The sequence below is a fragment of the Geodermatophilus sp. CPCC 206100 genome (genome assembly GCF_048569675.1).
Lineage (GTDB): Bacteria > Actinomycetota > Actinomycetes > Mycobacteriales > Geodermatophilaceae > Geodermatophilus.
Genome location: NZ_JAQISV010000039.1, coordinates 12002 through 31585, shown reverse-complemented (window position 1 = coordinate 31585; position 19584 = coordinate 12002). Strand labels below are relative to the sequence as shown.

The following is a 19584-nucleotide window of genomic DNA, read 5'->3' as shown; positions in this document are numbered from 1 at the left end:
AACGCAGGAACAAAGTCGCTGGCGCGACGACCAGCCCATACGGGGGCTCCTGTGGTGGAGACCATAGCGCACCGCCCCGATCCGGCCCCGAGGGCCTCAGCCCGGGCCGGTCCGCCGACGTCCGCCGGTCAGTCCCAGGTCACGGCGCAGGCGCGGCACGTCCACGGTGAAGTAGGAGTGCTCCTGGCCGTCGAGCAGCACGACCGGCACCCGGTCGCCGTACTCCGCCTGCAGGTCGGGGTCGGCGTCGACGTCCACCGTCGCGGGAGTCAGGCCGGCCTCCGCGGCGATCTCCGCGAGGGTGGTCGCCGCGGTGACGCAGAGGTGGCAGTCCTGCCGGGTGAGCAGTTGCAGCCGGGGCGGGGTCACGACGCCTCCTCGTCGGGGCGGGTCAGGCCCAGCTCGCGCAGCCGGGCGCGGCTCACCTTGCCGGTGAGCGAGTGCGGGAGGGTGTCCAGCACGTGTACCGACGTCGGCACCTTGTACCGGGCCAGGGACGCCGCCGCGTGCGCGCGCAGCTCCTCGAGGGTGACCGAGCGGCCCGGCTGCAGCGCGACCACGGCCCGCACGGCCGAGCCGGTACGCGGGTCGGGCACCGCGATGACCGCGCTCTCGGCGACCGCGGGGTGCAGGTCGAGCACCCGCTCGACCTCGGCCGGGTAGACGTTGAAGCCGCTCACCAGGATCAGGTCGCTGCGCCGGTCCACCAGGTGCAGGTCGCCGTCCTCGTCGGGGTAGGCGAGGTCGCCGGTGGCCAGCCAGCCGTCGCGGTCGGGGCCCCCTGCGCCGTTGGGCCAGTAGCCGGAGAAGAGGTTGGGCCCGCGCACCCAGATCTCACCGGGGCCGTCCTCGGCGCCGTCACCGTCGGAGGCTCCGTCGTCCTCGCGCGGCTCGCGCTGCGCGGTGTCGCGCAGCTGCAGCTCCACGCCGGGGAGCGGGCGGCCGATGCAGGCCGGCTTGGCCCGGCCGCCGGCCAGGGTGCTGGCCACCACCGGGCAGGCCTCGGTGAGCCCGTAGCCCTCCCAGACGGTGACCGCGGCCCGCTCGCGCATCGCCGTCCAGACCTCCGCGGGCAGCGGCGCGGCACCGGAGGTGGCGATCCGGACGGCGGCGAAGGCGCGGCGCAGGGCGACGTCGGAGCCCGCGGCGTCGGCGGCGGCCAGCCAGGCCTGGTACATCGGCGGCGCCCCGGGGACGGCGGTGACCTCCTCGCTCGCCATGAGCGCCAGCGACCCGGCCGGGTCGAAGGAGTCCACGAGGACGGCGCAGGCCCCGGTGGCCGCGACCAGCCCGAACCCGGCGTTGAGCCCGTAGACGTGGAAGAGCGGGAGCGCGAGCAGCACCCGGTCGTCGGGGCGGACCGGCGGCGGGGTCAGCGCCAGGCACTGCTCCTGGTTGGCCCGCAGGGCGGCCGTGGACAGGATGGCGCCGCGCGGCCGGCCGGTGGTGCCGCTGGTGTAGGCGAGGAAGGCCGGCCGGTGGGGGTCCTCGGGGACCTCCGGCGGCGTGGCGTCGTCCGCCGGCGGCCCGGGGGAGACCGGCACCCCGGCGACCGGCGGCCGGTCGCCGCCCGCGACGAGCAGCGCCGCGCCGCTGTCGCCGAGGACGTGCTCGAGCTCGGGATCGGTGTAGGCCGTGTTGACCGGGACGACCACCAGCCCCGCCCGCAGCGCGCCCAGCGTGGCGCGCAGCCAGTCGGTCCCGTTGGGCAGCTGCACGGCCACCCGCTCCCCGGCGGCCAGGCCGCGCGCGGCGTAGCCGGCCGCGGCCCGGTCGACCTGCGCGTCCAGCTCCGCCCAGGTCAGCCGCTCGTCCCCCGCGACCACCGCCGGCGCGCTGCCGCGGTCGCGGGCCGCGGCCCGGACGAGGGCGGGCAGGGACGTGCCGGCCTCGGTCACGCACATCTCCTCGGGTGGAGCGGTTCTGGCCACCCGCAGAAACCGACGCGACACACTGGGTCACCGGATCGTGGACGGGCTGCCGCGATGTTGTCACCATGGGCAGCGCCCCGCAGCACCGCGCGCCGCCCCGACGGGCCGGCGCGCCCGGGGGGAGCCGAGGCGGCTCTCGCGGGCAGAGGAGGAGGTCCGACGCCCGCATGCCCCTGTCGCAGCCGGTCGACGGCGCCCTCGCCGAGGCCGCCGTCGCCGAGGTGGCGGCGGTCGAGGTGGACGTCTGGGCGCTGGTGCGCGCCGCGCAGGACGGGGACGCGGAGGCGTTCGGCCGGCTCTACGACCACTACGTCGGGACGGTGTACCGCTACCTGCTGCACCGGCTGGCCAACCGGGCCCTCGCCGAGGACCTCACCAGCGAGACCTTCGTCCGGGCGCTGCGGCGCCTGGACACCCTCACCTACCAGGGCCGCGACGTCGGCGCCTGGCTGCTCACCATCGCCCGCAACCTGGTCCTCGACCACGTGAAGAGCGGCCGCCACCGGCTGGAGGTCAGCACCGCCGACATGCGCGACGCCGACCGGGCCACCGACGGTCCCGAGGACGCCGTCGTCGCGCAACTGGTCGCCGAGCAACTCCTGTCCTGCGTCCGCCAGTTGGGCGGCGAGCAGCAGGAGTGCATCTCGCTGCGCTTCCTGCACGGCCTGTCGGTCGCGGAGACCGCCGAGGTCATGGGCAAGAAGGACGGCGCGGTCAAGGCCCTGACCCACCGGGCCGTCCGCCGGCTGGCCGCCCTGCTCCCGGAGGGGCTGCGATGAGCGGGCCGGACACCGCGCCGCGGGGCCTGCGCGACCGGGAGGCGGCCGTCGTCGCCGAGCTCTGCGCGCTGGCCGCCCGCCTGGACGACGCGCCCGAACCCGCCTTCCGGGCCGCCACCCGGGCCCGGCTCGTGGCCATGGCCGCGGTGCGTGCACCCGCACCGGCACCGGCACCGCGCTCGCGGCTGCGGCGGCTGCTGGCCGTCCCCGCCGACGTCGGTCCGGCGCCGGCCCGGCGTCGCCGGCTGACCGCCGGACTGGCCGGAGCGGCGCTCACGGTCGTCGCGGCGGCGGGGCTGGTGGCCGGCGCCGCCGACGCGGGGCCCGGCGAGGTCCTGTACGGCGTCAAGCGCGGAACGGAGCAGACCCGGCTCGCGCTGGCCGGGGACGACCGCGGCCTGACGCTCCTCCAGTTCGCCGCGACCCGGCTCACCGAGCTGGACGCGCTGAACGGGACCGGGCGCACCGCCGCCGTCGTCGACCTGCTGCACACGATGGACGCGCAGACCACCGAGGGCACCGCCCTGCTGACCGGGGAGGCGGTGCGCAGCGGGAGCGCCGCCCCGATCGACGAGCTGGCCGCCTGGACCGCAGAGCAGAGCGCCGGGCTGGTGGCGCTGCAGGCCGACGTCCCGGACGGCGCGGTGGACGCGACGGCGGGGTCGCTGGAGCTGCTGGCCGCGGTGACCGAGCGGGCCGGCGGGCTGCAGGCCGCGCTGGCCTGTCCGGGGGGCTCGGCAGTCGACGGCGCGGACGAGCTGGGCCCGCTGCCGGTGCCCTGCCCAGGGGACGAAGCGACGCCCACGCCCCGTCAGGACATCGCTCCGGGAACGCCGGCTGCGCCGGCCCCCGCCCCGGGGAGCGCCGCGGCCCCGAGTACCCCGGCGGCTCCCGCTCCCGACGCGGCCGCACCGCCGTCCGGTGCCGGGACCCCCGGTCCGCCCGCCGGGGCCGGGACGCCGGCTGCACCGGTGCCGCCGGTGCCGCCGGCGCCTTCCGCCGAGCGCCCTCCGGCACTTCCCCTGCCGCCGGCGGGTCCGCCACCGGGCGTTCCGTCGCTGCCGCGGCCGACCGCTCCCCCGCTGATCGACACCCCGCTGCCGATCTGCATCCCGCTGCTGGTCTGCTGAACCCCACGGCGACCGCCCGGACGAGGCGCCACTAGGGTCGGGGCGCAGGTCGCCGCTGCCCTCCCGTCCCTCGGTCCGGGGCGGCGCCGGGTCGACAGGGGGAGGTCGTCGTGCCGGGAGTGCCCTTCCTCGGCCGCCGGGCCCGCCGGGCGGAACTGCCGGACGAGGAGACCCGGGCCCACGTCGCCGGTGCGGCCTCGGCCGCCGCCGCGGAGGTCGAGCCGCCCCCGGCCATCGTCCCGGACCTCACCGCCGCGGCGTTCTTCGACGTCGACAACACGATGATGATGGGCGCCTCGCTGTTCTGGTTCGCCCGGGGCCTGGCGGCGCGCAAGTACTTCCGGGCCCGCGACCTGGCCCTGTTCGTGTGGCAGCAGGCCAAGTTCCGCGTCGCCGGCAACGAGAGCGCCGACGACATGCACACCATCCGGGAGAACGCGCTGGCCTTCGTCGCCGGCCGGCCGGTCGACGAGATCGTCGCGGTGAGCGAGGAGATCTACGACGAGCTGATGGCCGACCGGATCTGGGCCGGCACCCGCGTGCTCGCCCAGCAGCACCTCGACGCGGGTCAGCGGGTCTGGCTGGTCACCGCGACCCCGGTGGAGCTCGCCCGCATCATCGCCCACCGGCTGGGGCTGACCGGCGCCCTGGGCACCGTCGCCGAGGTGGTCGACGGGCACTACACCGGCCGGCTGGTCGGCGAGCTCATGCACGGGGAGGCCAAGGCCGAGGCGGTGCGCGCGCTGGCCGAGCGGGAGGGCCTGGACCTCTCCCGGTGCACCGCCTACAGCGACAGCTCCAACGACCTGCCGATGCTGACCCTCACCGGGACGGCGGTCGCGGTGAACCCCGACACCGAGCTGCGCGCCGTCGCCCGCTCCCGCGGCTGGCTGATCCGGGACTTCCGCACCGGGCGCAAGGCCGCGAAGATCGGCGTCCCGACGGTGGCGGCCGCCGCGCTCTCCGGCGGCCTGGTCGGCGGCGCGGTCGCGCTGCGCCGCCGCAACCGCTGGCCCTTCTGACGCGCGCTCCTCCGCGGTGTCGGACGCTGTGCCTGCGTCCAGGACCGCCTGACGCAGGAACAGCTTCCACCACCTCGAGGGACGGCTAGCCGAAGACGGACTTGCGCTGCAGCAGCAGCTGGTAGAGCGACTGCTGGATGGTCTCGCGCACCTGGTCGGTCAGGTTGAACACCAGCATCGGGTCCTCGGCCGCGGCCGGGCCGTAGGACGCCGTCTCGATCGGCTCCCCGAACGCGATCAGCCACTTCGACGGCAGCGGGAGCAGCCCGAGCGGCCCGAGCGCCGGGAACGTGGGCGTGATCGGGAAGTAGGGCAGGCCGAGGAGCCGGGCGATGGTCTTGGCGTTGCCGATCATCGGATAGGTCTCCTCCGCCCCGACGATCGCGCACGGGATGATCGGCGCCCCGGTCCGGAGAGCGGCTGTGACGAAACCGCCCCGCCCGAACCGTTGCAGGGTGTACCGCTCGCGGAACGGCTTGCCGATGCCCTTGAAGCCCTCGGGGAAGACGCCGACCAGCTCGCCGCCGGTGAGGAGGCGCTCGGCGTCCTCGTTGCAGGCCAGCGTGGTGCCCATCTTGCGGGACACGGTGCCGACGAACGGCAGCTCGAAGACGAGGTCGGCACCCAGCAGCCGCAGCCGCCGGCGCGCCGGGTGGTCGTCGTGCAGCGCCACCGTCGTCATGAGCGCGTCGATCGGCAGGGTGCCCGAGTGGTTGGCGACGACGAGGCCGCCGCCGGTGTCGGGCACGTGCTCCACGCCGTGGGTCTCCACCCGGAACCAGCGGGAGAACAGCGGGCGCAGCAGCGGCAGCAGCACGTGGTCGGTGAGGTCGGGGTCGAAGCCGAACTCGTCGGTCTCGTAGTCCCCGGTCAGCCGGCGGCGGAGGAACTCCAGCCCCCCGGCGACCTGGTCCTCCCAGCTCGCCGACGACGACGGCGGGATCGGGGGCTCCTCGTCCTCGGGGCGCAGCCGGATGACGCGGGCCTCAGGCATCGCGCACCGCCCGCAGCCCCGGTGCGGCGGGAGCCGGCCGCAGCCGCTCCCCCACCGACCCCGCCGCCGAGCCGACCCGCGCGACGAGGTCCTGCACCCGGCCCGTCGCGCCGCGGACCAGGTCCGGCGGGATGACCGGCGAGATCGTCGCCGCGTAGTCGGCCAGGGCATCTGCCGTCGTGTACCGCGGCGTGTAGCCGAACTCCTCGCGGAGCACCGTCGTGTCCACCACCCGACCGAAGTTGAGGAACCGCATCTGTTCCGGTGAGTAGTCGACGAAGCCGAACCGCCGGGTCAGCCGGCCGAGCGAGCCGAGCGTCGAGGAGGGCAACGGCACCTGCAGCCGCCCCAGCCGGCGGATGACCTGGGAGAGCAGGAGGGTGCCCTCCCCGCCGACGTTCACGGTCCCGGTGAAGTCCCCGGTCGTGGCGCGGGTCAGCACGGCGAGGGCATCGTCCTCGTGCAGCAGCTGCACCCGGGCGTCGTAGCCCAGGGCCGTGGGCACCAGCGGCATGCGCAGGAAGTGCGTGAGCAGCGAGTCGATGCGCGGGCCGATAAAGTTGGTGAAGCGCAGGCCGACCACGCCGACGTCGGGACGGCGCCGGGAGAAGGACCGGACGTAGCCCTCGATGTCGAGGCTGTCCTTGGCGAAGCCGCCGGCGGGGATGCGGCGGGCCTGCATCGCCTCGGTGAAGACGGCGGGGTCGCGCGAGGAGGCGCCGTACACGGCGCTGGTCGACTTGAGCACGAACCGGCGGACCGAGGGCGCGCGCTGGCAGGCGGCCAGGAGCTGCATCGTGCCGATGACGTTGAGCTCCTTCATCGGCCCCCGCCCGCCGGAGCCGGCGGGCGTGGAGCTGATGTTCATGTGCACGACCGTGTCGACCGAGGCCGTCGTGATGACCTTGCTGATCAACGGGCTGCGGATGTCGGCCCGCACGAACTCGGTACGGCCGAGCCGGCGGAGGACCTCCGGTGACGGGGGGACCGTGTCCACCCCGATGACCCGCTCGATGGCGGGGTCCCGAGCCAGCTCGGCCGCCAGCGCTCCGCCGAGCCACCGGCTCACACCGGTGACCAGGACGACCGCGGGCGGCACGAGCGTCAGCTCACTTCTTGTTGCGTCGCTGGACGCGCGTCTTCTTGAGCAGCTTGCGGTGCTTCTTCTTCGCCATCCGCTTGCGGCGCTTCTTGATGACCGAACCCATGGTCGTGCTCCCGACGTCGTTGCCGCGCGGCGCTGCCGTCGATGACCGGGAGGTCACGCCGGGCGCCGCGCTGAGGTGATCAGCTCGTGTGCGACACCAGGACCACCCGGCGTCGCTCGGCGCCCGAGCCTACCCGGCGCCCCCGTGGCGACGCTGCCGTGGGGAACCGTCCGGGCGCTGGGCTCCCCCGGAAGGGCAGTGGGAGGGCGGTCGTACCGCCCCCGGCCCGTCCGGGTCCCGCCCTGAGCCTGCGAAGGGTGGGGAGGACGGGCGGCCTCCCTGCAGGGTCCCGCCGCGAGCCTGCGAGCGGTGGGGGGCAGGGAGGTCCTCTCAGGCGATGTCGGTGTAGGCGTCGCGCAGGTAGTCCTGGACGGCGCGCTCCGGGACGCGGAACGAACGGCCGACGCGGACGGCGGAGAGCTCGCCGGCGTGCACGAGGCGGTACACGGTCATCTTGGAGACCCGCATCATGCTGGCGACCTCGGCGACGGTCAGGAAGGTGACCGCGGAGCGGGGGGCGGGCACGGCCGGGCGGCCGACGGGCATGGCGGCCGGGTGGGCCGGGGCGATGGGGCGGCCCATGCTGGCGGCCGAGATCGGGCGGGCCATCTGACGCGGGCCGGGGACGCCCGGGCGGGCGTAGGCGGCGGCGGTGGCGGTGCGCTGGGGCATGGTCATGACTTCATCTCCGGACCTAGCACGCGTCGGGCGCCGGCTTCCCCACCGACTACGGGACACGCACGTGCTGATACAGAGAGTAGGGGGATGGGTGGGGCAGAAGCGATGGAAGAAACGAACATGCGGACCGGTCCGTCCTGGGCAGAACTACACCTATGTAGCCAGATCGACATGTGTTCGGGCGCGTCGTCGACGACACGTCCCGATCCGCTCACGGAGAGTCGACTTGTGTTCCGCCTGCGAGAGTGACCTCACCGGTCCCTCGCGTCCCGCCCGAGCTCGACCGAGCGGGCGTGCGCGGCCTCGATCGCGGCGATCAGCGCCGCCCGCACACCGTGGCGCTCCAGCTCCCGGATGGCGGCGATCGTCGTCCCGCCCGGGCTGGTGACCGCCTCGCGCAGCTGCACCGGGTGCTCGCCGGAATCGCGCAGCATGACCGCCGAGCCCAGCGCCGTCTGGACGATGAGGTCGGCCGCGAGGGCGCGCGGCAGGCCCAGCAGGATCCCGGCGTCGATCATCGCCTCGACGAGGAAGAAGAAGTAGGCCGGACCACTGCCCGACAGCGCCGTCACGGCGTCCTGCTGCGCCTCCGGCACCCGGCGCACCCGGCCGACCGCAGCCAGCAGCGCCTCCGCCTCGTCCAGGTGCGACTCGTCGGCGTGCGCGCCGGCCGACAGCACGCTCATCCCCTCGTCGACCAGCGCCGGGGTGTTGGGCATGACCCGCACCACCGGGACGCCGTCGGGCAGCGCCGCCTCGATGGTCGACGTCGGGACGCCGGCGGCCACCGAGACGACCAGGTGCCCGAGGTCGACCGCGCCGTCCAGGAGCCCGAGCAGGGTGCCGATGTCCTGCGGCTTGACGGCCAGCAGCAGCACCCGGGACCGCGCCGCGGCCTCGGCGAGGCCCAGCGTGGGGACGCCGTACCGCGAGGTGAGCTCCGCCGCCCGGTCGGGACTGCGCTCGCAGACCACGATCCCGTCCGCGCCCCCGCGCCGGACCAGCCCGGACAGCAGCGCCTCCCCGATCTTGCCGCCGCCGATGATCGCCAGCCCCCGCCGCGGCGCGCCCCCGGCTCCCGGCCCGGTCACGGCCGGCCCGCCAGCCGCCGGAGGGCCGCCGCCGGCCCGGCGTCGCCGGAGGGCACGGTCACCCGCACCCGGTACCCGCCGGCGACCAGCCGGCGCTGCAGCTCGCTGCGGACTCGATGCGGCATGACGTACTCCCAGCTGTCGGGGGCTCGCTCGTTCCAGGCGGCCCGCTCGCCGGCGATGGCGACCAGCCGCGGGTCGGTGGTGCCGACGGCGGGGTGCCCGGGCCCGGCCATCAGCACGTGCAGGCAGCGCACGAAGGCCAGGTCGGTGGCCGCGCCGCGACGTCCGGTGAGGCGGACGCGACCGCCGGCCCACCGCAGGCAGCGCGCCTCGGCCCCGGGCCGGCCGGCGGCGACCACCACGGCGGCCCCCGGGACCCGGGCGGCGACGTCGTCCACCAGGGCCGGCTCCCCGTCGAGCGCGACCGACAGCCCGGCGTCCAGAGCCGCCCGGGCCACCGGCAGCGCCGCGAGGCCCACCCGGTCCACCGGCACGGTCAGTTCGCACGCACCGGCCAGCCCGGCGGCGGCCACGCGCTCGGCCAGCTCGCGCAGCTCACCGGCGGGGTCGGCCGCGGTCGCGGCCGGGCGGTGCTCGATCGCGACGAGGTGGCCGTCGGCGGCCAGACCGGCCGCCGCGCGGACGGCGTCGTCCACCCTCGAGCCGGTTCCGGCGAGGGCCGCGGGACGCCGGCCGAGCAGGCGGCGCACCGGGGAGGAGGTCTGCGCAGGCACGAGGCGAACCGTAGTGCGAGGGGCGTGTGCCGCCCGCGGGGCCGGGGTAGCCGCCGCCGCATGGCAGGAGAACTGGACGGGATGAAGGTGGCGGTCCTCGCGACCGACGGCGTGGAACAGGTGGAGCTGGACCGGCCGTGGCAGGCGCTGGAGGAGGCCGGGGCGGAGCCGGAGCTGGTGTCGCTGGAGGCCGGCGAGATCACGGCCTACGACCACATCGACAAGGGCGACACCAAGAAGGTCGACCTCCCCGTGAGCTCCGCCGACCCCGACGAGTACGCCGCCCTGGTCCTGCCGGGCGGGGTCATCAACGGCGACTTCATCCGGGCCGATGCCGACGCGGTCGCCTTCGTGAAGGCCTTCTTCGACGCCGGGAAGCCGGTGGCCGCGATCTGCCACGCTCCGTGGGTGCTCGCCGAGGCCGACGTCGTCCGGGGCCGGCGGATGACGTCGTGGCCGTCGCTGCAGACCGACCTGCGCAACGCCGGTGCCAAGTGGACCGACGAGGAGGTCGTCGTCGACGGCAACCTCACGACCAGCCGCAAGCCCGACGACCTCGACGCCTTCACCGCCGCGATGGTCGAGCAGTTCGCCGCCGGCCCGCAGGACGAGGACGAGGAGGACGAGTAGGAGGACCCCACGTCCCCCCGCCCCTCGCACGCTCGGGACGGGACCCTGACGCGGGGCCGTTCCAGAGGGTCACCACTCAGGTGCCGGCGAGGAGGCCCGCCGCCGGCGCGATGGTGAGCAGCGTCCCGGCGAAGACCAGGATGCCGATCAGCCGGACGCCGGCCGCCTCCTTGTCCTGCCGCTGCCGCCACGCCGCCACCCCGCCCACCAGGCCGGCGATGGCCAGCGGCGCCAGCACCACGGCCAGGTAGGGCAGCAGCTCCCACAGCACGGTGAACAGGAAGTAGATGCCGACACCGGCAGCGAGGGCGACCACCAGCTCGCCGGCGAAGCGCAGCCACGCCAGCGCACCCTCCCGGCCCCCGAGCGCCTCGTCGTCGAGGAGGGGTGCGTCGGCGTCGGCCCGGACGACGGGGATCGGCCCGGTCGAGGGCCCCGCGTCGGTCGGCTTCGACTGCGCCGGGACGGCACCGGTCCCCGCCGACGGGCCCGGGACCCCGGGTTTGCGGGAGGGGCGCAGCCCGGGGATGGCCGCGGTCGAGGGGTCGGCGGCCCGGGGCCGGCGACGGTCGGGGGTGGGTGGAGCGAGGTCGCCGGTGCGGTCGGTGGCCCGCCGGCCGAACGCGCCACGGTCCCCGACCCGGCCGGTGTCGCTGCTGCGCGGCGCGCGTGCGGGCGGGTCGCCGCCCGCCCCCCGCTGGCGGACGCCGGTGTCGAAGTCCTCGTCCCCGCGGCGCCGCCGTCCGCGCGGGGACTCCACCCCGGCCTCCCGCAGGATGTCGGCGAGCGGACGACCGCCGGTCTCGGGGTCCCTCCGGCCCTCCGTCATCGCTCTTCCTCCAACGAGTCCAGCCGCCGCAGGATGACGCCCTCGCGCAGGGCCCACGGGCAGATCCGGACGGACGGTACGTGGAGGGCGCGCATCGCAGCCCGCGCCACGACGGCGCCGGCGGGGACCTGGTGCGCACGGTCGGGCGACACGCCCTGCAGTTCGGCCAGCGCGGCGGACTCGATGCGCGAGACGAAGCCGGCCAACTGCTCCAGCCCGTCGAGGGTGAGGTGGCGTGGAGCCCGCAGACCGGCCGAGTAGGGGGCGGCACCGGTCAGCCTGGCGAGGGTTCGGAAGGTCTTGCTCGTCGCGACGACCAGGTCGGGCGGGCCGTCGGCCAGCAGCTTCTTGGCCGCCGGCTTGAGCAGGTCGGCGGCGTGCTCATCCAGCTCGGTGAGGGCGTGCAGGTCGGGACGGCCGCCCGTGATCGCCTGGGGGAGGAAGCGGCGGGTCATGCGCCCGGCGCCCAGCGGCAGGGACAGGGCGACGTCCGGGTCCTCGTCCATCCCGCTGGCCAGCTCCAGCGACCCGCCGCCGATGTCGAGCACGAGCAGCCGGCCGGCGCTCCACCCGAACCAGCGGCGGACGGCGAGGAACGTCAGCCGGGCCTCCTCCTCGCCGCTGGTCACCTGCAGGTCCACGCCGGTCCGCTCCCGGACCCGGTCGAGCACCTCGAGGCCGTTGCGGGCCTCGCGGATGGCGGAGGTCACCAGCGCCAGCAGCTCTTCACAGCCCTGCCGCTCGGCCTCGTCGCACGCCCGCCGCACGGCCTTGACCAGCGCCTTCTCCCCCTCCTTCGAGAGGACGTCGTCCCGGCCGACGTGCTCCGCGAGCCGCAGCACCGACCGGTCGTCGTGCATCGGTGTGGGGTGCCCTCCGCGGTGGGCGTCGACCACCAGCAGGTGGACGGTGTTCGATCCGACGTCCAGCACCCCGAGCCGCATGGCCTCCAGTCTGCCGGTCCGGTCTGCGGCGGGCCGGTCAGGTGGGCGGCCTAGGCTCGTGCGGTGCAGGACGTGCCGCCCGAGGTGCCGCCGGACTTCGCCCGCGAGTGGGTGGAGTTCCCCGACCCCGCCGACCCCGCGCACGTCGTCCGCGCCGACCTGACCTGGCTGTCGTCGGCCTGGACCTGCGTGTTCGGCCGGGGCTGCGCCGGCGTGGTGGAGGGCCGGCCGGACGACGGCTGCTGCAGCCACGGCGCCTTCTTCACCGACGAGGACGACCTGGCCCGGGTGACCGCGGCGGTGGCCGACCTCACCGACGAGGACTGGCAGCTGGCCCCCGTCGGGCGCGGCGCCTGGACCGAGGAGGACGCCGCCGACGACGAGGGCGGCGTCCGCTCGCTGCGCACCCGGCTGGTCGACGGCGCCTGCGTCTTCCTCAACCGGCCCGGGTTCTCAGGGGGCGCCGGCTGCGCCCTGCACCGCATGGCCCTGCGGGAGGACCTGCACCCGCTGCTCACCAAGCCCGACGTCTGCTGGCAGCTGCCGGTGCGCCGGGAACAGGAGGAGGTCGAGCGCCCCGACGGCACGAAGGTGCTGGTCTCCAGCATCGGCGAGTTCGACCGCCGGGGCTGGGGACCCGGCGGCGCGGACCTGCACTGGTGGTGCACCGGAGCGCCGGCCGCGCACGTCTCCCCCGAGCCGCTGGTGCTCACCTACGCCGCGGAGCTCACCGCGCTGCTGGGCGCGCCGGCCTACGCCGAGCTGCGCCGCCTGACCGAGGCCCGGCTGGACCTGGGCCTGGTGGCGCCGCACCCGGCCTCCCCGGCTCCGGTCCCGGTCCGGCTCCAGCTCAGGCGGCCCGACGCGCACCCCCCGTCCGGGGTGCAGGGGCTCTGAACCGCGGGTCCGCGCCACTACCCTCGCGGGGACGGACGGACGGACGGACGACGGACGGCGGGACAGTGACCGAGCAGCGGGCGGGCGCGGGGGTTCCCCGGGCCGGGAAGCGCTCCGCCGACGGCCGCCCCGACAACGCCTTGCTCGCCCTCGTCCGCATCCCGGTGTTCCGCCGGCTGTGGGCGGCGATCACCGTCTCCAGCCTGGGCGACTGGCTGGGCCTGCTGGCCACCACCGCGATGGCCCAGCAGCTCACCCGGGGCGAGTCGCTGGCCGTCCAGGGCGCGGCGATCTCCGGCGTGATCCTCACCCGGCTGCTGCCCGACCTCCTGCTCGGACCGCTGGCCGGCGCGCTCGCCGACCGGCTGGACCGGCGCACCACGGTGATCGTGGGCGAGCTGCTGGCCTTCTCGCTCTACCTGTCGATCGCCGTCAGCTACGAGCTGACCTGGCTCTACATCGCCCAGTTCCTCGTCGAGGCGGTCGGGCTGTTCACCAACCCGGCCAAGCAGGCGATGTGGGTGGCGATCGTGCCCCGCGAGCGGCTCGCGGTGGCCAACCAGGTCTCGCTGTTCAGCGTCTACGGCGCCGTGCCGGTGGCGTCGGTGGTGTTCGCGCTGCTGTCGACGGTGAGCCGGGTGTTCGGCGGCGGCGAGGGCAACGAGGCGCAGACGGCGATCGTCGTCGCCCTCCTGTTCAACTCCGTCACGTTCCTGATCAGCGCCACCACGGTGCTGGTGTCGCGGCGGCTCATCCCGGGGACGCCGGCCGACCGCGACGGCGGCCAGCGCAACGTGTTCTCCCTGGTCGTGGAGGGCGTGGCGTTCCTGCGCGGACAACCGCTCATGCGGGCGCTCTACGTCGGCGTCATCGGCGCGTTCGGCGCCGGCGGGCTCACCATCGGCGTCGCCCAGCTGTACGTGGCCACCCTCCAGGCCGGCACCGCCGGCTACGGCGTCGTCTTCGGCGTCGTCTTCACCGGCCTGGCCATCGGCATGCTGGCCGGCCCGCGGGTCCTGCCGACCGTGCCGCGGCGCAGCGTCTTCTCCCACGCCATCGGCCTGGCCGGGCTGGCGCTGCTGGCCATGTCCCTGCTGCGCGACTTCGTCCTGGCCAGCGGCGCGGCCTTCCTCGTCGGGCTGTTCGCCGGCATGAGCTGGATCATCGGCTACACGCTGATCGGCTTCGAGGTCGAGGACCGGCTGCGCGGCCGGGTGTTCTCCTTCGTCGTCTCCTCGGTCCGCATCGTGCTGCTGCTGGCCGTGGCGATCGGCCCCGGCCTCGCCGGCCTGCTGGGCACGCACGACCTGCGCCTGGGCGACCTGGTGCTCACCCTCACCGGCCCGGGGCTGACGCTGCTCATCGGCGGGCTGCTGGCCCTGCTGGTCAGCGCGTACGCGACCCGGCAGGTCGCCCGGAAGGCGTCGCGGACCCGCGTCCGGGACGTCCTGCGACTGCTGTGGGGCCGGTCGGACCTGCTGTCGGCCTCCTCCAGCGGGGTCGGGCTGTTCGTCGTCGTCGAGGGCGCCGACCGGGAGCTGACCCGGCGCTACACCGAGGACCTGGCGGGAGTGCTGCGCGACTCCGGGTGCCCGGTCGAGGTCACCTCCGAGCCCAGCGACACCGAGCTCGGCCGGAAGGTCCGCGGCCTGCTGTACCCCTCCCCCACCGCCGCGGGGACGGACGACGACAGCTCGGCCATGGGCGCGCAGACCGCGGCGCTGCTGGCCGCCGCCGACCGCGCCCAGCACGTCGCGACCGTGATCCGCCCGGCCCTGGAGCGCAACCAGGTGGTGGTCAACACCCACTACGTGGACACCTCGATCGCCTTCCACGGCGCCGGGCAGGGGCTGGATGCCGACCGCATCTTCCGCACCTCGCTGTGGGCCACCCGCGGCCTGCTGCCCGACCTCACCGTGGTGGTCGACTCCCCGGTCACGGCCGCGCCGGCCGACGCCGACGCCCGGGCGGTGCGCCGGGCCTTCCTGGCCCAGGCCGAGGCCGCGCCCGACCGCTACGTCGTCGTCCCCGGCGAGCTGCTCGAGCCGGGGCAGGACGGCAGTCTGGTCTCCCCGGTGGTGCGCCGCCGGGTCACCACGCTGCTCGCGCTGCGCTACCCGAAGACCGCCGACGCCGGCGCGGGCGCCTCCGGTGCCGCCGACCCGCCGGTGGGCGCGACGCCCACCGGTACCGCGTCCCGGAGCGGCCGCTCCGTAGGCTGACGGGGTGAGCGGGGCAGCGACGTGGACGGCGGAGGACACCGAGGACGTCGTCTGCTGCCTGTGCGGCATCCCCGGCACGCTGGTGCACGACCTGGCGCCCTTCGGCGTGGTGCGCTGCCCGCAGTGCGAGCTGGTCTTCATCAGCCCCCGGCTGCGGCCGGAGGCGCTGCAGCGGCTCTACGACGACGTGGGCTACTTCGAGGGCGGCGTCTACGGCGGCGGCTCCGGGGCGGACGACGGCGCGCCCGGCACCGGGGGGCGGCTGTCCCCCGCGATGCTGCTGCAGCGCAGCTGGACGGCCGGCCGGCTGCGGCTGGTCGACCGGGTCCGCGGGAGCGCGCCGGCCGGCGGGCGCCTGCTCGAGGTCGGCGCCGGCTACGGCCTCTTCCTCGCCGCCGCGCGGGACGCGGGCTGGACGACGTCCGGCGTCGAGCTCTCCCGCACCGGCGCCGCGCACGCGCAGTCGCAGCTGGGCCTGGACGTCTTCTGCGGCCAGCTCGAGGACGCGCCGCTGAAGCCGGGGTTCGACGTGGTGTGCGCCTGGGACACCGTCGAGCACGTGCCCGATCCACTCGCGTTCTGGCGGACGGTGCGCTCGCTGGTCGCCGACGACGGCGTCGTCCTCTTCTCCACCCCGTACTACTCGTCGCTGCCGGCCCGCCTGCTGGGCACCCGCTGGTGGACGCTCAAGCCCAGCGAGCACATCTGGCACTTCACCCCGCGCACGCACGCGCTGCTGCTGGCCCGCGCCGGGCTGGCGCTGACCGACGTCGTCCGCAACCCGCTCGCGCCGGCCAACCTCGCGCGGCTGGACTCGCTGGTGGCGGTGGCCCGCCCGATCCCCTACACCTGAGCAGGGACCCCGTCCGCTACGCCGCCTGGTCGTCGTCCCCCTCCAGGGCGGCGGCCCGGAACGTCTGCCGGTAGGCGCGCGGTGAGACCCCGCGGCGGCGGGTGAACTGCTCGCGGAGCCCGGCGGCGGTGCCGAAGCCGACCAGCCGGGCGATCTCCTCCACCGGCGCGTCGGAGTTCTCCAGGAGCTGCTCGGCCGCGGCCAGCCGCTGTCCGAGCAGCCAGGCGTGCGGCGTCGTGCCCGTGGTGGCCTTGAAGCGGCGGGCGAAGCTGCGCGGGCTCATCAGCGCCCGCCGGGCGAGGACGTCGACGCTGATGTCGTCGGCCAGGTGCGCCGAGGCCCACTCCAGCACCGCGCCGAGCAGGTCGTCCTCACACGCGGCGACCGGGGCGTCGATGAACTGCGCCTGCCCGCCGTCCCGGTGCGGCGGGACGACCATCTCGCGGGCCAGTGCGTTCGCGGCGGCCGCGCCCCACTCCCGGCGGACGACGTGCAGCAGGGTGTCCACCCCGGCCGCGGTGCCCGCCCCGGTGATGATCGAGCCGTTGTCGACGTAGAGCACCATCGGGTCGACGTGCACCGCCGGGTGCCGCGCCGCGAGCTCGCCGGCGTACTTCCAGTGGGTGGTGGCCCGCTGGCCGTCGAGCAGGCCGGCCGCGGCCAGCACGAAGGCCCCGGTGCACTGGCTCACGATCAGCGCCCCGTTCGCGTGGGCGGCGCGGAACGCGTCGAGCAGCTGCGGCGTCGGGACGCGGCTGAACAGCTCCCAGGCGGTGATCGTGACGATGTCGGAGACCGCGAGCCGGTCGAGGCCGTGCTCGACGGTGATCGGGATGCCCGTGTCGGTGTGGACCACGCCCGGCTGCTCGGTGACCAGCCCGAAGTCGAAGCGGGGCATCCCCATCTCGCGGCGGTCGTAGCCGAACACCTCGGCGGCCACCCCGAGGCCGAAGCTGCCGACGAGACCGTCGGCGACGACGCAGCTGACGACGAGCGGGCGCGCGGTTCGGGCCATGCCGCCACTATGGCAGAAAACACGCGGTTGCGGTCAGTCCTGCCACTCGTGTGGGCCGCGGCACACGAGCACGCTCATCGCATGTTGCTGATCACCTGCCCCGTGACCCGGACCGACGAGCTCGTCGCCGAGCGGCGCATCCGCTCGGTGACCAACCACCCGACCCACATCGCGCTGCACGTCGAGTGCCCCTGCGGTCAGGTGCACGTGTACCGGACCGGCCGCCGCTGGGACGCCGTCCGCACCCAGCGCGCGAGCGCCGGCGTCGAGCGCGAGCTGGTCGGGGCCTGACGTCCCGAGCTGCGGACCGGCGCGCGCGGACCTAGGATCGAACACATGAGCGAATCCGATCCGCACACCGAGCGCACCACGGAGAAGGACCCGTCCGACTGGGTGACCGGCGACGAGCCCGCCACCGGCGCGCAGCAGAGCTACCTGAACACGCTCGCCCGCGAGGCGGGCGAGGAGGTCCCCGACGACCTCACCAAGGCCGACGCCTCCCGCAAGATCGACGAACTGCAGGAGGAGACCGGCCGGGGATCCTGACCGCCGCCGGCCGCGCAACGCCACCAGCCCTCGGCCCGCCGCAGGGCCCGTCGCGAGCGACGGGGGGCAGGGGGTCTTCTTTCAGGCCTCCAGCTTGTAGCCCAGTCCCCGCACGGTCAGCAGGTACTTCGGGTTGGCGGGGTCGGGCTCGATCTTCGCCCGGAGCCGCTTGACGTGGACGTCGAGCGTCTTGGTGTCGCCGACGTAGTCCGACCCCCACACCCGGTCGATGAGCTGGCCCCGCGTGAGCACCCGGCCGGCGTTGCGCAGCAGCAGCTCGAGGAGGTCGAACTCCTTGAGCGGGAGGGAGACCGGCTCGCCGTCGACCGCGACGACGTGGCGCTCGACGTCCATGCGGACAGGGCCGGCCTCCAGCGCCGAGTCGGCGGGCACCTCGACCTCGCCGCGCCGGCGCAGGACCGCGCGGATCCGGGCGACCAGCTCCCGCGCGGAGTAGGGCTTGGTCACGTAGTCGTCGGCCCCGAGTTCGAGCCCGACGACCTTGTCGACCTCGGAGTCCTTCGCCGTCAGCATGATGATCGGCACGTTGCTGCGGGCCCGCAGCGACCGGCACACCTCGGTGCCCGGGAGGCCGGGGAGCATGAGGTCCAGCAGCACGATGTCGGCACCGCCGCGGTCGAACTCGGCCAGCGCCTCCGGCCCGCTGCCTGCGACGACGGCGTCGTACCCCTCCTTGCGCAGCATGTAGGACAGCGCGTCGGAGAAGGACTCCTCGTCCTCCACCACCAGCACTCGGGTCATGACCGTCCCTTCGTGGCATCGCCGGCGACCGGGTCGCCGGCGGTGTCGTGCTCGGCGACCCTGCCGCCGGGCGGGTGGTACCGGACGACGGTGTCGCCGGTGGGCTGGGGTTCGGGGCCGCCCTCGTCGAGGGCGACCGGAGCGCCACGGGTGGCCAGCGGGATGCGCAAGGTGAACGTGGAGCCGAGGCCCTCCTCGCTCCACACGCTCACCGACCCGCCGTGGTTGCTGGCCACGTGCTTGACGATCGCCAGCCCCAGGCCGGTGCCGCCGGTGCGGGACGCCCGCGACTGGTCGACCCGGTAGAAGCGCTCGAAGATGCGGGACCGGTCCTCGCGCGGGATGCCGATCCCGCTGTCGGTCACCGCGATCTCCGCGAAGCCGGACCGCGCCCGGGCGCCGACCGCGATGCGGGTGCCCTCCGGGCTGTAGGCGACGGCGTTGGCGAGCAGGTTGGTCACCGCGGTCGCCAGCTGCGACTCGACGCCGCGCACGACGAGGCCGGACTGCCCGCCCGAGGCGACGGTGATCCGCTTGGCCGAGGCGGCCAGCCCGGTGCGGTCGACGGCCTCGGCCACGACGCGGTCCACCGCGACGGGCGCGAGCTCGGGCAGCGGCTCCCCGCCCTGCAGCCGGGACAGGTCGATGAGCTCGCGGACCAGCCGGGTCAGCCGGTCGGCCTCGTGGGACATGCGGGAGGCGAAGCGGCGCACGGTCTCCGGGTCGTCGGCGGCGTCCTCCACCGCCTCGGCCAGCAGCTTCAGCGCGCCGACGGGGGTCTTCAGCTCGTGCCCGACGTTGGCGACGAAGTCCCGCCGGACCGCCTCGACCCGGCGGGCCTCGGTGACGTCCTGGAGCACGAGCGCCACCGGCCCCGACGGCGGCCCGGTCTCCAGGCGGATGCCGTGCACCCCGACCTGGCGCGGTCCGCCGCCGACGAGGGCGCCGGGCAGGTCGACGTCCTGGCGTCGCCGTGTGCCCGCCCGCACCGCACGCGCCAGCTCGAGCAGCTCGGGGACCAGCAGCCGGGTGTCGCGGACGATGCCGAGTGCCCGGGCGGCCGGGTTGGCGAGCACCACCACGTCGTCGGCGTCCAGGATGACCATCGCCGGGTCCATGAGGTCGACCAGCCGGCGGGACAGGACGGCCTCGGACAGCGGGAGCGCGGGCGGCGGGGCCGCGCGGTCGAACTCCGGGCGGTGGTAGCGCAGCAGGACCGTGGCGACCAGGACGCCACCGACGACCAGGCCGACCACGAGGGCGACCGTGGGGCTCACGGACCCGATGCTAGGCGGCCGGAACAGGGGGGCATCCCC

Annotated in this window: 22 protein-coding genes; 9 read left to right on the top strand and 13 right to left on the bottom strand. The window is 75.4% G+C overall.

All coding sequences use genetic code 11. The annotated features are described in order from the left end of the window. Positions 1-96 precede the first annotated feature (96 nt). Positions 97-369: a glutaredoxin family protein gene (locus tag PGN05_RS17830; protein ID WP_419753901.1), complete on the bottom strand. Its 273-nt coding sequence runs from the start codon at positions 367-369 to the stop codon at positions 97-99. After that, positions 366-1898, bottom strand: a complete 1533-nt coding sequence (locus PGN05_RS17825; RefSeq protein WP_419753900.1) for an AMP-binding protein — start codon at positions 1896-1898, stop codon at positions 366-368. Before PGN05_RS17825 ends, PGN05_RS17830 begins: the two co-directional genes overlap by 4 nt. Positions 1899-2098: 200 nt before the next feature. On the opposite strand from PGN05_RS17825, the gene PGN05_RS17820 reads away from it, so the two are divergent. The 3 genes from PGN05_RS17820 to PGN05_RS17810 all read left to right on the top strand — a co-directional run bounded on the left by PGN05_RS17820 (position 2099) and on the right by PGN05_RS17810 (position 4862). Further along, positions 2099-2710, top strand: coding sequence for a sigma-70 family RNA polymerase sigma factor (locus PGN05_RS17820; protein ID WP_419753899.1), 612 nt, complete (start codon positions 2099-2101; stop codon positions 2708-2710). Beyond that, positions 2707-3840, top strand: a complete 1134-nt coding sequence (locus PGN05_RS17815) for a DUF5667 domain-containing protein (protein WP_419753898.1) — start codon at positions 2707-2709, stop codon at positions 3838-3840. The genes PGN05_RS17820 and PGN05_RS17815 overlap by 4 nt, the downstream gene beginning before the upstream one ends. A gap of 110 nt (positions 3841-3950) precedes the next feature. Further along, positions 3951-4862: an HAD family hydrolase gene (locus PGN05_RS17810; protein ID WP_419753897.1), complete on the top strand. Its 912-nt coding sequence runs from the start codon at positions 3951-3953 to the stop codon at positions 4860-4862. Between the two features lie 85 nt (positions 4863-4947). Here the strand turns inward: PGN05_RS17810 and PGN05_RS17805 are convergent, their stop codons facing one another. From PGN05_RS17805 to PGN05_RS17780, 6 genes are all read right to left on the bottom strand, one after another. Continuing rightward, positions 4948-5856, bottom strand: coding sequence for a lysophospholipid acyltransferase family protein (locus PGN05_RS17805; RefSeq protein WP_419753896.1), 909 nt, complete (start codon positions 5854-5856; stop codon positions 4948-4950). After that, positions 5849-6955, bottom strand: coding sequence for an NAD-dependent epimerase/dehydratase family protein (locus PGN05_RS17800; protein WP_419753895.1), 1107 nt, complete (start codon positions 6953-6955; stop codon positions 5849-5851). Before PGN05_RS17800 ends, PGN05_RS17805 begins: the two co-directional genes overlap by 8 nt. A 10-nt stretch (positions 6956-6965) precedes the next feature. After that, positions 6966-7064, bottom strand: coding sequence for a 30S ribosomal protein bS22 (locus PGN05_RS17795; RefSeq protein ID WP_012854759.1), 99 nt, complete (start codon positions 7062-7064; stop codon positions 6966-6968). 330 nt (positions 7065-7394) lie between these two features. Next, positions 7395-7610: a helix-turn-helix domain-containing protein gene (locus tag PGN05_RS17790; protein ID WP_419753923.1), complete on the bottom strand. Its 216-nt coding sequence runs from the start codon at positions 7608-7610 to the stop codon at positions 7395-7397. Between the two features lie 383 nt (positions 7611-7993). Further along, positions 7994-8833: a pyrroline-5-carboxylate reductase gene (gene proC / locus PGN05_RS17785; protein ID WP_419753894.1), complete on the bottom strand. Its 840-nt coding sequence runs from the start codon at positions 8831-8833 to the stop codon at positions 7994-7996. Next, positions 8830-9570 carry a hypothetical protein gene (locus PGN05_RS17780; protein WP_419753893.1) on the bottom strand — a complete coding sequence of 247 codons (741 nt, stop codon included), beginning with the start codon at positions 9568-9570 and terminating at the stop codon, positions 8830-8832. The genes proC and PGN05_RS17780 overlap by 4 nt, the downstream gene beginning before the upstream one ends. 60 nt (positions 9571-9630) lie before the next feature. Between PGN05_RS17780 and PGN05_RS17775 the strand changes: the two genes are divergently transcribed. Beyond that, positions 9631-10200, top strand: coding sequence for a type 1 glutamine amidotransferase domain-containing protein (locus PGN05_RS17775; RefSeq protein WP_419753892.1), 570 nt, complete (start codon positions 9631-9633; stop codon positions 10198-10200). 76 nt (positions 10201-10276) lie between these two features. On the opposite strand, the gene PGN05_RS17770 is transcribed toward PGN05_RS17775, so the two are convergent. Together PGN05_RS17770 and PGN05_RS17765 are read right to left on the bottom strand one after the other, a co-directional pair. Next, entirely contained in the window at positions 10277-11029 is a 753-nt protein-coding gene (locus PGN05_RS17770; protein WP_419753891.1) for a hypothetical protein, read from the bottom strand. Then, positions 11026-11973: a hypothetical protein gene (locus PGN05_RS17765; RefSeq protein WP_419753890.1), complete on the bottom strand. Its 948-nt coding sequence runs from the start codon at positions 11971-11973 to the stop codon at positions 11026-11028. Before PGN05_RS17765 ends, PGN05_RS17770 begins: the two co-directional genes overlap by 4 nt. Positions 11974-12036: 63 nt before the next feature. On the opposite strand from PGN05_RS17765, the gene PGN05_RS17760 reads away from it, so the two are divergent. From PGN05_RS17760 to PGN05_RS17750, 3 genes are all read left to right on the top strand, one after another. Beyond that, on the top strand, positions 12037-12870 hold the full coding sequence (locus PGN05_RS17760; RefSeq protein WP_419753889.1) for a hypothetical protein: 834 nt from the start codon (positions 12037-12039) through the stop codon (positions 12868-12870). 65 nt (positions 12871-12935) lie between these two features. Then, complete coding sequence (locus tag PGN05_RS17755; protein ID WP_419753888.1) at positions 12936-15092, top strand: bifunctional MFS transporter/dTMP kinase; 2157 nt, start codon at positions 12936-12938, stop codon at positions 15090-15092. A gap of 4 nt (positions 15093-15096) precedes the next feature. Continuing rightward, positions 15097-15945: a class I SAM-dependent methyltransferase gene (locus tag PGN05_RS17750; RefSeq protein WP_419753887.1), complete on the top strand. Its 849-nt coding sequence runs from the start codon at positions 15097-15099 to the stop codon at positions 15943-15945. A 16-nt stretch (positions 15946-15961) separates the two neighbouring features. Here PGN05_RS17750 and PGN05_RS17745 read toward each other — a convergent pair whose 3' ends face one another. Next, on the bottom strand, positions 15962-16960 hold the full coding sequence (locus tag PGN05_RS17745; RefSeq protein WP_419753886.1) for a helix-turn-helix domain-containing protein: 999 nt from the start codon (positions 16958-16960) through the stop codon (positions 15962-15964). 81 nt (positions 16961-17041) lie between these two features. Here PGN05_RS17745 and PGN05_RS17740 point away from each other — a divergent pair, with 81 nt between their 5' ends. Together PGN05_RS17740 and PGN05_RS17735 are read left to right on the top strand one after the other, a co-directional pair. Beyond that, a complete protein-coding gene (locus PGN05_RS17740) occupies positions 17042-17251 on the top strand; it encodes a hypothetical protein (protein ID WP_419753885.1) in 210 nt (69 codons plus the stop codon). 45 nt (positions 17252-17296) lie between these two features. Beyond that, a complete protein-coding gene (locus PGN05_RS17735) occupies positions 17297-17506 on the top strand; it encodes a DUF3072 domain-containing protein (protein WP_419753884.1) in 210 nt (69 codons plus the stop codon). Positions 17507-17587: 81 nt separating this feature from the next. On the opposite strand, the gene PGN05_RS17730 is transcribed toward PGN05_RS17735, so the two are convergent. Next, positions 17588-18268 carry a winged helix-turn-helix domain-containing protein gene (locus PGN05_RS17730; RefSeq protein WP_419753883.1) on the bottom strand — a complete coding sequence of 227 codons (681 nt, stop codon included), beginning with the start codon at positions 18266-18268 and terminating at the stop codon, positions 17588-17590. Then, on the bottom strand, positions 18265-19545 hold the full coding sequence (locus PGN05_RS17725) for a sensor histidine kinase (protein ID WP_419753882.1): 1281 nt from the start codon (positions 19543-19545) through the stop codon (positions 18265-18267). The genes PGN05_RS17730 and PGN05_RS17725 overlap by 4 nt, the downstream gene beginning before the upstream one ends. Positions 19546-19584 lie beyond the last annotated feature (39 nt).